Below are 13,365 nucleotides of genomic sequence, written 5' to 3'. Positions count from 1 at the left end.
AGACCCGACGGGCTACCGTGGTCGCATGCGCCAGGACCTTCTTGTACGCACGCGACGCGCCCGCTGACCCGATCAGCCAGCGCGTCACCCCTCGTTGCCCAGCAACCGAGGGGTTTTTTGTTGCCACAGATACACCTCGGGACCACGGGTAAGGAAAGCAAGGAATGAGCGAGATCACGGGCGCACAGAGCCTGATCAAGTCGCTGGAGGCAGCGGGCGCCGAGAACGTCTTCGGCATCCCGGGAGGCGCGATCCTCCCGGCGTACGACCCCCTCATGGACTCCACGATCCGCCACATCCTCGTCCGCCACGAGCAGGGCGCGGGCCACGCGGCGCAGGGGTACGCCGCCGCCACCGGCAAGGTCGGCGTCTGCATGGCGACGTCCGGGCCGGGCGCGACCAACCTGGTCACGCCGCTGGCCGACGCCCACATGGACTCGGTCCCGCTGGTGGCCGTGACCGGACAGGTCGGCGCGTCGCTGATCGGCACCGACGCCTTCCAGGAGGCGGACATCCGCGGCATCACGATGCCGATCACCAAGCACAACTTCCTGGTCACCGACCCGGCCGAGATCCCGCAGAAGATCGCGGAGGCGTTCCACATCGCCTCGACCGGCCGCCCCGGCCCGGTGCTGGTCGACGTGGCCAAGTCGGCGCTGCAGGCGACGACCAGCTTCGCCTGGCCGACCGAGCTGAACCTGCCCGGCTACCGCCCGGTGACCCGCCCGCACGCCAAGCAGATCCGCGAGGCGGCCCGGCTGATCCTCGAGTCGCGGCGTCCGGTCCTCTACGTCGGCGGCGGCACCATCCGGGCCCGCGCCCACCGCGAGCTGAAGGTGCTGGCCGAGCTCACCGGCATGCCGGTCGTGACCACCCTGATGGCCCGGGGCGCGTTCCCGGACAGCCACCCGCAGCACCTCGGCATGCCCGGCATGCACGGCACCGTCGCGGCGGTCGCCGGTCTGCAGAAGAGCGACCTGATCATCAGCCTGGGCGCCCGCTTCGACGACCGGGTGACCGGCAACCTCGACTCGTTCGCCCCCGGCGCCAAGGTCATCCACGCCGACATCGACCCGGCCGAGATCGGCAAGAACCGCTACACCGACGTCCCGATCGTCGGCGACTGTCGCGAGGTGATCAGCGACCTGATCGTGGCGCTGAAGGCCGAGGCCGACGCCGGTCACACCGGCGACTACGAGGCCTGGGTCGAGTTCCTCGCCGGGGTGAAGAAGAAGTACGCCCTCGGCTACGACACTCCCGCGGACGGCTCGCTCGCCCCGCAGTACGTCATCGAGCGGCTCGGCGCGATCGCCGGCCCCGACTCGATCTACACGTCCGGCGTCGGGCAGCACCAGATGTGGGCGGCGCAGTTCATCGGCTACGAGAAGCCCAACACCTGGCTCAACTCGGGCGGCCTCGGCACCATGGGCTACTCCGTGCCGGCCGCGATGGGCGCCAAGGTCGGCATGCCCGACACGACCGTCTGGGCGATCGACGGCGACGGCTGCTTCCAGATGACCAACCAGGAGCTCGCGACCTGCGCGATCGAGGGCATCCCGATCAAGGTCGCGATCATCAACAACGAGTCGCTCGGCATGGTCCGGCAGTGGCAGACGCTCTTCTACAACGAGCGCTACTCCAACACCAACCTGCAGCGGCACGGCGGCCCGGTCCGGATCCCCGACTTCGTGAAGCTGGCCGACGCCTACGGCTGCGTGGGCCTGTCCTGCGACAGCCCGACCGACGTGGACGCCACGATCGAGAAGGCGATGGAGATCAACGACGTCCCGGTCGTGGTCGACTTCCGCGTGCACCGCGACGCGATGGTCTGGCCGATGGTCGCCGCCGGCACCAGCAACGACGAGATCAAGTACGCGCGGGACCTCGCGCCCGACTTCGACGAGGACGACCTCTGATGACCCGCCACACCCTGTCGGTCCTCGTGGAGGACAAGCCCGGCGTCCTGGCCCGGATCGCCGGCCTGTTCAGCCGCCGCGGCTTCAACATCGACTCCCTGGCCGTCGGCCCGACCGAGCACCCCGAGGTCTCGCGGATGACCATCGTGGTCAACGTCGAGGGCTCGCCGCTCGAGCAGGTCACCAAGCAGCTCAACAAGCTGGTCGAGGTCATCAAGATCGTCGAGCTCGACCCGACGGCCTCGGTCAACCGCGAGCTGCTCATGGTCAAGGTCGCGGCGACCGCCGAGACCCGCGGCCAGGTGCTCGACACCGTCCAGCTGTTCCGGGCCAAGGTGGTCGACGTGGCCACCGACGCGGTGACCATCCAGATCACCGGCAACGCCGCCAAGCTGGCCGACTTCCTGCGCGTGCTGGAGCCCTTCGGGATCCGCGAGCTCGTGCAGTCCGGCATGGTCGCGATCGGGCGCGGTTCCCGGTCGATCTCCGAGCGCTCCCTGCGCCCGGTGGCCATCCCCGCACCTCCCGCCGCGGTCTGACCCGACCGCGCGCGGCTCGCCGTACCCAACGAAATAACAACGAAGGAGAAGCCCACCGTGGCTGAGATGTTCTACGACGACGACGCCGACCTGTCCCTGATCCAGGGCAAGAACGTGGCGGTCATCGGCTACGGCAGCCAGGGCCACGCCCACGCGCTGTCGCTGCGCGACTCGGGCGTCGACGTCCGCATCGGGCTGCAGCCGGGCTCGAAGAGCCGCGCCAAGGCGGAGGCCGAGGGCCTGCGCGTCCTGACGCCGGCCGAGGCCGCGGAGGAGGCCGACGTCATCGTCATCCTCGCGCCCGACCAGCACCAGCGGAAGCTGTACGCCGAGGAGATCGCCCCGCACCTCACCGAGGGCGACACCCTGGTCTTCGGCCACGGCTTCAACATCCGCTTCGGCTACATCACCCCGCCCGAGGGCGTCGACGTCTTCATGGTCGCCCCGAAGGGTCCCGGCCACCTGGTCCGTCGCGAGTACGTCGACGGCCGCGGCGTCCCGGTGCTCGTCGCCGTCGAGAAGGACGCGTCGGGCAACGCCTGGCCGCTCGCCCTGTCCTACGCCAAGGGCATTGGCGGCCTCCGCGCCGGCGGCATCAAGACCACCTTCACCGAGGAGACCGAGACCGACCTGTTCGGCGAGCAGGCCGTCCTGTGCGGTGGCGCCTCCCAGCTGGTCATGTACGGCTTCGAGGTCCTCACCGAGGCCGGCTACCAGCCCGAGGTCGCCTACTTCGAGTGCCTGCACGAGCTGAAGCTGATCGTCGACCTCATGTACGAGGGCGGCATCGCCAAGCAGCGCTGGTCGGTCTCCGACACCGCCGAGTTCGGTGACTACGTCTCCGGTCCGCGGGTCATCACGCCCGACGTGAAGAAGAACATGGAGGACGTGCTCGCCGACATCAAGAACGGCGCGTTCGCCGAGCGGTTCATCACCGACATGGACAACGGCTCGCCGGAGTTCACCAAGTTCCGCGAGCAGGGCGAGTCGCACCCGATCGAGAAGACCGGCCGCGAGCTGCGCAAGCTGATGGCCTGGGTCAAGAGTCACGACTCCGACTACGTCGAGGGCACCTCCGCCCGCTGATCCCTCGCTCCACCTGCTCCACCCGCCGAGCCGGCGCACCCCTGGTGCGCCGGCTCGCGGCATTTCCGCGGGCCCGGTGCGAACCGATCGGGCATGCCGTGCATCGGACCAGGCGTGGATCGCTCTCCACGGGGAAAGTTCCGGAAAGTAAAGAAACGCGTGACCGACTCGGAGGACAGATGAGCAAGCAGGGACGCAGGAGCACGGTTCAGGCGACGCTGGCGGCGTCGGGGCTGGTGGTCGCAGGCGTGGGCTTCGCGGTGACGGGCCCGGCGGCGCAGGCGGCTGGCGAGCAGTGCCAGGGCCAGGACGCCACGATCGTGGCGACCGCTGACGCCCAGACGCTGACGGGGACCGACGGCGCCGACGTGATCCACACCGGAGGCTTCACCGGGGTCAAGGTCAAGGGCGGGGGCGGCGCCGACATCATCTGCGCGATCGCCGGCACGCGCGCCGATCTCGACGGCGGGGAGGGCGACGACGTCCTGGTCGACGTCGCGACCGGTGCCGGCACGGGCCGGGGCACCAAGATCTTCGCCGGTCCCGGGAAGGACCAGTTCACCGGCGTCGCGAGCACGGTGCTGACCTTCGAGAAGGCCACCGCCGGCGTCACCGTCGACCTGGCGGCCGGCACGGTGACCGACGGCGGCGACACCGAGACCGTGACCGGGATCAACCGGGTCCGTGGGAGCGCCTTCGCGGACACCTTCACCGGCACCGCGGCAGCGGACGTCTACGTGTCCAGCATCGGGCCCAGCTACGCGACCGACGGCGACACGATCAGGACCGGCGGTGGCAACGACACGGTGACCGCGTACGGCGGGACCGTGGACGCCGGGTCGGGCAGCGACCGGGTCCTCGCGTACGCCGCGGTCGTCGAGGGCGGATCCGGGCGCGACACCATCGACCAGCGCTACGGCGGTACGGCGAACGGCGGCTCCGGCGCCGACGTGCTGACCGCGGCCAGCTCGCTCAAGGAGGGCGGCCCGGTGACGGCCCTCCCGTCCGTGCTGAACGGTGGCGCGGGCAACGACGTCCTCTCGCCGGTCTTCGCCAGTGGGGCCGGGAAGGCCTTCGTCCGCGGCACCGTCGACGGTGGCGAGGGGAACGACATCCTCAGCCTCGTGGGTCGGCGCCAGGGCATCGTCGACCTGCAGTCGGGTGAGTCCGGCCGGGTCCGGGTCGCGGGCGGCCGTTCCAACCTGGCCTCGATCGAGTACGTCCGCGGCAGCGGCGTGCGCGACATCATCCGCGGCGACGACGGCCCGAACCGGATCTCGGGCAACGGCGGCGACGACGCGATCAACGGTCGCGACGGCAACGACATCCTCGACGGCGGTCCGGGCCGCGACGTGGTCAAGGGCGGGCTCGGCAACGACGTCTGCCGCAACGCGGAGCGCCGCGTCAGCTGCTGACGGCCGCGCCGCGGGCGGGAGCCACGCGGCCCGACCGGGCTGCGCCGGGGCCTGGGGGAGACCGAGGAGGTCGCTCACCCAGGCCCCGGTCACGGCCGGCGGGTCCGCGCCGTGACGGGCCGTCCGCGGGGCGAGGTCGTCCCGACCTAAGCATTGATGTAAGCTGCCTAAACACATTAGGCAGAGGAGGCGGGCATGGCTCGCGCGGGACTGACGCCGGACCGGGTGACCCGGGCCGGGGCGGAGCTGGCCGACGAGGTCGGCTTTGCGCACGTCACGGCCTCGGCCGTCGCGCGCCGGGTCGGGGTCCAGGTAGCGAGCCTGTACTCCCACGTCCGGGGCACCGACGACCTGCGCACCCGCATCGCCCTGCTCGCGCTCGAGGAGCTGGCCGACCGCGGGGACGCGGCGCTCGCCGGCCGCGCGGGCCGGGACGCCCTGGTCGCGTTGGGCGACGTCTACCGCGACTACGCCCGCGAGCACCCGGGACGGTACGACGCCGCCCGACACCGGCTCGACCCGGCCACGGCGGCGACCAGCGCCGGTCCGCGGCACGCGGCGCTCGCACGCGCGGTGCTGCGCGCCTACGACCTGACCGAGACCGACCAGACCCACGCGGTCCGGCTGCTCGGCAGCGTCTTCCACGGCTTCACCAGCCTGGAGCTCGCGGGCGGGTTCGACCACAGTGCGCCCGACGCGCAGGAGAGCTGGGTCCGCGTCCTCGATGCCGTCGACACGATGCTGAGGAGCTGGACCGCATGACTGATCACCTGAGGGGGACGCCCATCACCCCCGACCTCGTCCGCGGGGCGATCGAGCTCGAGGAGACCGCCACCGGCCTGCAGCCGCACCGGCTGCCCGCCTGGGCGCGGGCCCAGGTCGCCGACGGCCAGCTCGCGATGGCTGAGTCGCAGCCCTCCGGCGTACGCCTCGTGCTCCGGACGACGGCCACGGTGGTCGAGCTCGACACGATCCCCACCAAGCGCGCCTACGCGGGCGTGCCCCCCCGGCCGGACGGCGTCTACGAGCTGCTGGTCGACGGCGAGCCCCCCGTCAGCGCCACCGTGCCGGGCGGCCGGACGCTGGTCATCGACATGGCGGCCGGCTCGTTCGACCTCCAGCCCGGTGAGCCCGGGACGGCGCGCTTCGCCGGCCTGCCGGACCGCGACAAGGTGGTCGAGATCTGGCTCCCGCACGACGAGACCACCGAGCTGGTCGCGCTCCGCGCCGACGCGGCCGTGGCTCCGGTGCCGGCCGACCGCCCGGTCTGGCTGCACCACGGCAGCTCGATCAGCCACGGCTCCAACGCGACGACGCCGACCGGCACCTGGCCGGCCGTGGCGGCGCGGCTCGCCGGCGTCGACCTGGTCAACCTCGGGTTCGGCGGCAGCGCGCTGCTCGACCCGTTCACGGCCCGCACGATGCGGGACGCCCCGGCCGACCTGATCAGCGTCAAGATCGGGATCAACCTGGTCAACGCCGACCTGATGCGGCTGCGCGCGTTCACGGCCGCGGTGCACGGGTTCCTCGACACGATCCGCGAGGGCCACCCGGCGACGCCGCTGCTGGTGATCTCGGCGATCCACTGCCCGATCCACGAGGACACCCCCGGGCCGGCCGCGATGGACCCCGCCGCGATGGCCGAGGGCCGGCTGGCCTTCCGCGCCACCGGCGACCCCGCCGAGGTGGCGGCCGGCAAGCTCACGCTGGGCGTGATCCGGACCGAGCTGGCCCGGATCGTCGCCCAGCGCGCCGCGGCCGACCCGCAGCTGCGCTACCTCGACGGGCGCGAGCTCTACGGCCCCGCCGACCACGACGAGCTCCCGCTCCTCGACCAGCTCCACCCGGACGCCGCCACCCATCGCCTGATGGGGGAGCGGTTCGCGAAGCTGGGGTTCTAGGAGATGCCCGCGGCCCGGTCCAGCTCCTGGAGCAGGTCGTGGGCGGCGACCTCGACCTGCTTGTGGCGCCACTCGGCGGCGCGGTAGACGCAGGCGATCAGGCCGGATCGGTGCACGCGGCGGAAGTCGCCGTACCCGAAGGCGTGGCGGGCCTTGGTCTCGTCGTTGGCCCCCGCGGTCAGGCCGAGGTGCCAGGCGGCGTACTCGTCCCAGGTGTGGCGGTCGAGGAAGGTGTTGGTCTCCTCCGCATCGGGCTGGACCTCGCCCCAGTCGCTGTCGAGGACGTATTGCCGCGCCGCGATCAGCGACCGCACCTTCGCCACCGCGGCGTCGTTGACGTCGTACCGAGCCATGCCCGGCAGTCTTCCGCGCAGCGAGCGAGCCCGAAACCCGTGGCACCGCGGACGGGCCGGTGCCTAGGCTCGGCCGCATGTCGACCGTCACCCCCGTCGCGGGGGACCGAACCCTGCCGCCCGGGTTCGCGCACCCGCACGCCTCGGAGGAGGCGCGGGCGGTCGCGGAGGCCGGCCTGATCCTGCGGGTCCAGGTCGGCTCCGGCGTGCACGGCACCTCGATCAGCGGGCAGGACGACCGCGACGAGATGGGCATCTGCCTCGAGCCGGCCCGGTTCGTCACCGGCCTGGCCCGGGTGCCTCGCGGCATCGACGACCCCGACCGCGAGGTCGAGTTCGAGCAGTACCAGCGCCACACCGTGTGGGACCGACCCGGTGGGCTGGCCAACCGCTCGGGGGCGGGCGACCTGGACGTGGTCGTCTACTCCGCGCGCAAGTGGTGCCGCCTGGCGCTCGCCGGCAACCCGACCGTCCTGCTCGCCCTGTTCGTCCCGGACGAGGAGGTCGTCTTCCGCGACGAGGCGGGGGCCGAGCTGGTCGCCAACGCCCACCGGTTCGTCTCGCGGCTGGCGGCCGAGCGGTTCCTCGGCTACCTGCGGTCTCAGCGACAGGCGATGGTCGGCGAGTCCGGGGCGCACACCAACCGTCCCGAGCTGGTGGCGGTGCACGGCTACGACACCAAGTTCGCCATGCACGCACTGCGGCTCGGCTTCCAGGGTGTCGAGCTGCTCACCACCGGCCGGATCACCCTGCCGGTCCCTGAGCCCGACCGCGGCTACCTGCGCGCCGTACGGCGGGGCGAGGTCGGCCTGGACGAGGTGATGGCGGCCGTCGACCGCGCCGAGCACCGCCTGATCGAGCTGGCCAGCAGCGCCGACGTGCCCACCCGCCCCGACCACGCTTGGGTCGACGCCTGGCTGCACCGGTCTCACCTGGCCTACTGGGCCGGGTGACCGCTCACCCGACGTACGCCGCCAGGTGCTCACCCGTGAGCGTCGACCGGGCGGCGACCAGCTCGGCGGGGGTCCCCTCGAAGACGACCGTGCCGCCGTCGTGGCCAGCACCGGGACCGAGGTCGATGATCCAGTCGGCGTGCGCCATGACGGCCTGGTGGTGCTCGATCACGATGACCGTCTTGCCGGAGTCGACGATCCGGTCGAGCATGCCGAGCAGGTTCTCGACGTCGGCGAGGTGCAGGCCCGTGGTCGGTTCGTCGAGGACGTAGATGCCTCCCTGGTCGCCCAGGTTCATCGCCAGCCGGACCCGCTGGCGCTCGCCGCCGGAGAGGGTGTTCAGCGGCTGGCCGAGCCGGAGGTAGCCCAGGCCGACGTCCTCGAGCCGGGCCAGGATCGACGCGGCGGCCGGGGTCCTCGCGTCCCCGTCGGCGAAGAACGCGTGCGCCTGCGTGACCGGCAGGTCGAGCACCTCGGCGATGTTGAGGCCGCCCAGGCGCAGGTCCAGCACGGCGGCCTGGAAGCGCTTGCCGTCGCACTCCTCGCACGGGGTCGAGACGGTGTCCATGAACCCGAGCTCGGTGATGATCACCCCGGCGCCCTTGCACGCCGGGCAGGCGCCCTCCGAGTTGGCGCTGAACAGGGCGGGCTTGACGCCGTTGGCCTTGGCGAAGGCCTTGCGGACGGGCTCGAGCAGACCCGTGTACGTCGCCGGGTTGCTGCGCCGGGAGCCCTTGATCGCGGACTGGTCGACGCTCACCACGCCGTCGCGTCCGGCGACGTACCCGTGGATCAACGAGCTCTTGCCGGAGCCCGCGACCCCGGTCACGACCGTGAGCACCCCGAGCGGGACGTCCACGTCGACGTCGCGCAGGTTGTGCCGGTCGGCGCCGCGCACCTCGAGGACGCCGATGCGCTCACGCACCGTGGGCTTCAGGGAGGCCCGGTCGTCCAGGTGCCGGCCGGTGAGGGTGCCGCTGCGTCGCAGCCCCTCGACATCGCCCTCGAAGACGATCTCGCCCCCGTCGCTGCCGGCCGCGGGGCCGAGGTCGACGACGTGGTCGGCGATGGCGATGCTCTCGGGCTTGTGCTCGACGACGAGGACGGTGTTGCCCTTGTCGCGCAGCTCGAGGAGCAGCTGGTTCATCCGCTGGATGTCGTGGGGGTGCAGCCCGATCGTGGGCTCGTCGAAGACGTAGGTCACGTCGGTGAGGGCCGAGCCGAGGTGCCGCACCATCTTGGTGCGCTGCGCCTCGCCCCCGGAGAGGGTGGAGGACGGCCGGTCGAGCGAGAGGTAGCCCAGCCCGATCTCCACTAACGAGTCGAGCAGGTGCAGGAGGGCCTGGACGAGCGGGGCGACACTGGGCGCGTCGATCCCGCGCAGCCAGCCGGCGAGGTCGGTCACCTGCATCGCGCTGACCTGACCGATGTCGCGGCCGCCGATCGTGGACGACCGGGCCGAGTCGTTCAGGCGGCTGCCGGCGCAGGAGGGGCAGGTCCCGAAGACCGCCGCCCGCTCGACGAACGCCTTGACGTGCGGCTGCAGGGACTCCGGGTCCTTGCTGAACATCGACTTGCGGATCTTGGGGATCAGACCCTCGAAGCTGATGTTGATCTTGTCGACCTTGACCTTGCGCGGCTCGGCGTACAGGAGGTCCTCGCGCTGGGCCGCCGTGAACGTGCTGACCGGGACGTCGGGGGGCACGACCTCCTTGTACGGCGCCACCATCCAGCCGTCGGCGGTGTAGCCCGGCACCAGGATCGCGCCGTCCTCCAGCGACCTGGACTCGTCGACGATCACCGACAGGTCGAGCTCGGAGGTGGTGCCCCGTCCCTCGCAGGTCGGGCACATGCCGCCGAGGTAGGTCTGCTGCTTGATGACGTTCTTCTTGCCCGACTCCGTGACGGAGGCGCCGCCGACCTTGGTGGTCGGGATGTTGAACGAGAACGCCGTCGGCCCGCCGATGTGGGGCTCGCCGAGCCGGCTGAAGAGCTGGCGCAGCATGGCGTTGGCGTCGGTCACCGTGCCGAGGGTGGAGCGCGGGTTGGCCCCCATCCGCTCCTGGTCGACCAGGATCGCGGTCGTCAGGCCCTCGAGTACGTCGACCTCCGGGCGCGGGAGGCTCGGCATGAAGCCCTGCACGAAGGTCGAGTAGGTCTCGTCGATGAGCCGTCGCGACTCCGCGGCGATGGTGCCGAAGACCAGCGAGCTCTTGCCGGACCCGGAGACACCGGTGAACACCGTCAGCCGGCGCTTCGGCAGCTCGACGCTGACGTCCTTGAGGTTGTTGACCCGGGCGCCGTGCACCCGGATCAGGTCGTGGCGGTCGGCGGTGTGCTCCGTCGTCATGGCCGTGACCATAGTCGGAGTAAATCGGACCCGGCCTGCGTTGCACCGGACATGCAGATCGAGATCTGGAGCGACGTCGTGTGTCCGTGGTGCTTCGTCGGCAAGCGCCGGCTGGAGTCGGCCCTGGCGGACTTCGAGCACCGTGACGACGTCGAGGTGGTCTACCGCTCGTTCGAGCTCGACCCGAGCGCGCCCCGGCACGGCCACGAGCTGACGACCGGCGTGATCGCGAGGAAGTACGGCCGCAGCGAGGACGAGATGCGCGACATGCAGCAGCAGCTCATCGACACCGCGGCGGCCGACGGCCTGGAGCTGCGGCTCTTCGAGAACGTGCACACCAACACGATCGACGCGCACCGCCTGCTCCACCTGGCCCTGGAGACCGGCGGCCCGGCGCTGCAGCGCGAGCTGAAGGAGGCGCTGCTGACGTCGTACTTCACGCGCGCCGAGGACGTCGGCGACCACGACGTGCTCACCGCCGTCGCCGTCGTGACCGGCCTCGACGCCGCGCGGGTGTCCGAGGTCCTGGCCTCCGACGAGTACGCCGACGCGGTCGCCGCCGACATCGCCCAGGCCCGCGCGTACGGCGCCACCGGCGTGCCCTTCTTCGTCGTCGACAAGAAGTACGGCGTCTCCGGCGCCCAGCCGGCCGCGGTCTTCGCGCAGGTGCTGGACACGGCGTGGACCGAGGCCCACCCCGTGCTGCAGTCGGTCGGCGGCGACGCCGACGCGTGCGGCCCCGACGGCTGCGCGATCTGAGAGACACGTATCACTTAGGCGAACCTAAGTAGGCAGGCGTACGCTCGTCGCTCGTGCTTGCCAACTACCTGATCGGTCTCCGCGAGGGCCTCGAAGCCGGCCTGGTGGTCAGCATCCTGGTGGCCTACCTGGTCAAGACCGACCGCCGCCACCTGCTCCCGCGGATCTGGGCGGGCGTCGGGGTCGCCGTCGCGATCAGCCTGGCCTTCGGCGCCGCCCTGACCTACGGCCCGCAGACCCTGACCTTCGAGGCCCAGGAGCTGATCGGCGGCACGCTGTCGATCGTCGCGGTCGGCTTCGTGACCTACATGATCTTCTGGATGGCCCAGGCCGCGCGCAGCCTCTCCGGCGAGCTGCGCGGCCGCATCGACGAGGCCGCCGAGGGTGGTCGCTGGTCGCTGGTGCTGGTCGCCGTCCTGGCCGTCGGTCGCGAGGGACTGGAGACCGCACTCTTCCTCTGGTCCGCCACCCGCGCCGGCACCCGCGACGCCGGGGGCGTCGCGCCCCCGACCTGGGAGCCGCTGCTCGGCGCGGCCCTCGGCATCGCGACGGCCGTCGTCCTGGCGGCGCTGATCTACCGCGGTGCGGTGTCGATCAACCTGTCGCGGTTCTTCACCTGGACCGGTGGCTTCCTGATCATCGTGGCCGCCGGCGTCCTGGCGTACGGCGTCCACGACCTGCAGGAGGCGCGCTTCCTCCCCGGGCTGAACAACCTCGCGTTCGACGTCTCGGACACCGTCGACGTGAACAGCTGGTACGGCGCGCTGCTGAAGGGCGTCTTCAACTTCTCGCCCGCAACGACCTGGCTCGAGGCCGCGGCGTGGGTGCTGTACGCCGTCCCCGTCATGACTCTCTTCCTCCTCGGCGTCCGACGCCGTTCCACTCCCATCCAGAAGGAAAACGCCGATGCGTAAAGCGCTCATCGTGACCGCGCTGCTGGTCGCGGCCCCGGCCCTCGCGGCCTGCACCGAGAACACCGACAACGGCGGGGGAGGCGAGTCGGGCGATGCGCGGGCGCTGACCGTGAACTCGTCGGCCGACGCCTGCGAGCTCTCGGCGACCGAGGCCCCCGCGGGCACCCTCACCTTCGACGTCACCAACACCGGCGACGAGGTCACCGAGTTCTACCTGCTCGGCGAGGACGGTCTGCGGATCGTCGCCGAGGTCGAGAACGTCGGTCCGAGCCTGGACCGCAAGCTCACCGTCAACGCCCCCGCGGGCGAGTACGTCACCGCCTGCAAGCCCGGCATGAAGGGCGACGGCATCCGCGACGCGTTCACGGTCACCGAGTCCGACGAGGACGTGAAGGTCTCGACCGACGAGCAGGAGCTGGTCACCGCGGCGCAGACCAACTACGCCGCCTACGTGCAGGACCAGTCCGACCAGCTGCTGGTGAAGACCCGCGAGTTCGTCGAGCTCTACGAGGCCGGTGACGACGACGCCGCCCGCGAGCTCTACCCGGTCGCCCGCACCCACTGGGAGCGGATCGAGACCGTGGCCGAGTCCTTCGGCGACCTCGACCCGATGATGGACGCCCGCGAGGCCGACCTCGAGACCGGTCAGAAGTGGACCGGCTGGCACCTCATCGAGAAGGACCTCTGGCCGGCCCGCGCCAAGGGCTACACCGTGCTGACGCCCGAGGAGCGGACGACGTACGCGCAGGACCTGCTGACCAACACCGAGACCCTCGACGGCCGGATCCAGGACCTCGACTTCACCGTCGACCAGATCGCCAACGGCTCGCGCGGGCTGCTCGAAGAGGTCGCGACCGGCAAGGTCACCGGCGAGGAGGAGTACTGGTCGCGGACCGACCTGTGGGACTTCCAGGCCAACGTCGACGGCGCCAAGGTCGGCTACGACGGCGTCCGCCCGCTCGTCGAGCAGAAGGACGCCGCGCTCGCCGAGCAGCTCGACGCCCGGTTCGCCGAGCTCCAGGAGCTGCTCGACGCCGAGCGCTCCGGCGACGGCTTCGTGTTCTACGACGAGATGAGCGCCGACCAGGTCAAGGGACTCTCGGACGCGGTCAACGCCCTCTCCGAGCCGCTCTCGCGTCTCACCGCTGCGGTTCTTTCCTGAGTCCTGGCTCATGATGA

The 13,365-nt window shown here is 71.4% G+C and carries 12 protein-coding genes; 10 read left to right on the top strand and 2 right to left on the bottom strand.

Annotated features, from left to right (window positions below):
- Nucleotides 1–164 precede the first annotated feature (164 nt).
- The 6 genes from BLT76_RS07500 (at nucleotide 165) to BLT76_RS07475 (ending at nucleotide 6,857) form a co-directional block, all read left to right on the top strand.
- The gene (locus BLT76_RS07500) at nucleotides 165–1,916 is read left to right on the top strand and encodes an acetolactate synthase large subunit (RefSeq protein ID WP_090853096.1); all 1,752 of its coding nucleotides are present in this window, start codon (nucleotides 165–167) and stop codon (nucleotides 1,914–1,916) included.
- Nucleotides 1,916–2,455: an acetolactate synthase small subunit gene (gene ilvN / locus BLT76_RS07495; RefSeq protein ID WP_090853093.1), complete on the top strand. Its 540-nt coding sequence runs from the start codon at nucleotides 1,916–1,918 to the stop codon at nucleotides 2,453–2,455. The genes BLT76_RS07500 and ilvN overlap by 1 nt, the downstream gene beginning before the upstream one ends.
- Nucleotides 2,456–2,512: 57 nt before the next feature.
- A complete protein-coding gene (gene ilvC, locus BLT76_RS07490) occupies nucleotides 2,513–3,541 on the top strand; it encodes a ketol-acid reductoisomerase (protein WP_090853090.1) in 1,029 nt (342 codons plus the stop codon).
- Between the two features lie 179 nt (nucleotides 3,542–3,720).
- Nucleotides 3,721–4,956 (top strand): calcium-binding protein, encoded by a 1,236-nt coding sequence (locus BLT76_RS07485; protein ID WP_090853087.1) that lies wholly within the window; start codon nucleotides 3,721–3,723, stop codon nucleotides 4,954–4,956.
- 195 nt (nucleotides 4,957–5,151) lie between these two features.
- Nucleotides 5,152–5,718 (top strand): TetR/AcrR family transcriptional regulator, encoded by a 567-nt coding sequence (locus tag BLT76_RS07480; protein ID WP_090853081.1) that lies wholly within the window; start codon nucleotides 5,152–5,154, stop codon nucleotides 5,716–5,718.
- Nucleotides 5,715–6,857 (top strand): SGNH/GDSL hydrolase family protein, encoded by a 1,143-nt coding sequence (locus tag BLT76_RS07475; protein WP_090853078.1) that lies wholly within the window; start codon nucleotides 5,715–5,717, stop codon nucleotides 6,855–6,857. The genes BLT76_RS07480 and BLT76_RS07475 overlap by 4 nt, the downstream gene beginning before the upstream one ends.
- Here BLT76_RS07475 and BLT76_RS07470 read toward each other — a convergent pair.
- A complete protein-coding gene (locus BLT76_RS07470; protein ID WP_090853075.1) occupies nucleotides 6,854–7,210 on the bottom strand; it encodes a hypothetical protein in 357 nt (118 codons plus the stop codon). The genes BLT76_RS07475 and BLT76_RS07470 overlap by 4 nt on opposite strands.
- A gap of 77 nt (nucleotides 7,211–7,287) precedes the next feature.
- Between BLT76_RS07470 and BLT76_RS07465 the strand changes: the two genes are divergently transcribed.
- Nucleotides 7,288–8,163: a nucleotidyltransferase domain-containing protein gene (locus BLT76_RS07465; protein ID WP_090853072.1), complete on the top strand. Its 876-nt coding sequence runs from the start codon at nucleotides 7,288–7,290 to the stop codon at nucleotides 8,161–8,163.
- A gap of 4 nt (nucleotides 8,164–8,167) precedes the next feature.
- Here the strand turns inward: BLT76_RS07465 and BLT76_RS07460 are convergent, their stop codons facing one another.
- On the bottom strand, nucleotides 8,168–10,513 hold the full coding sequence (locus BLT76_RS07460; RefSeq protein ID WP_090853475.1) for an ATP-binding cassette domain-containing protein: 2,346 nt from the start codon (nucleotides 10,511–10,513) through the stop codon (nucleotides 8,168–8,170).
- A gap of 51 nt (nucleotides 10,514–10,564) precedes the next feature.
- Between BLT76_RS07460 and BLT76_RS07455 the strand changes: the two genes are divergently transcribed.
- The 3 genes from BLT76_RS07455 to efeO are packed head-to-tail and all read left to right on the top strand — an operon-like array spanning nucleotide 10,565 to nucleotide 13,348.
- Nucleotides 10,565–11,272: a DsbA family oxidoreductase gene (locus BLT76_RS07455; RefSeq protein WP_090853069.1), complete on the top strand. Its 708-nt coding sequence runs from the start codon at nucleotides 10,565–10,567 to the stop codon at nucleotides 11,270–11,272.
- Between the two features lie 53 nt (nucleotides 11,273–11,325).
- Nucleotides 11,326–12,186: an iron uptake transporter permease EfeU gene (gene efeU / locus BLT76_RS07450; RefSeq protein WP_090853066.1), complete on the top strand. Its 861-nt coding sequence runs from the start codon at nucleotides 11,326–11,328 to the stop codon at nucleotides 12,184–12,186.
- A complete protein-coding gene (efeO, locus tag BLT76_RS07445; RefSeq protein WP_090853062.1) occupies nucleotides 12,179–13,348 on the top strand; it encodes an iron uptake system protein EfeO in 1,170 nt (389 codons plus the stop codon). The genes efeU and efeO overlap by 8 nt, the downstream gene beginning before the upstream one ends.
- The last annotated feature ends 17 nt before the right edge of the window (nucleotides 13,349–13,365 follow it).

The organism is Nocardioides lianchengensis (assembly GCF_900101465.1).
Lineage (GTDB): Bacteria > Actinomycetota > Actinomycetes > Propionibacteriales > Nocardioidaceae > Nocardioides > Nocardioides lianchengensis.
Note: the sequence above shows the minus strand (reverse complement) of the source record. Positions and strands in the feature narration are given on the sequence as shown.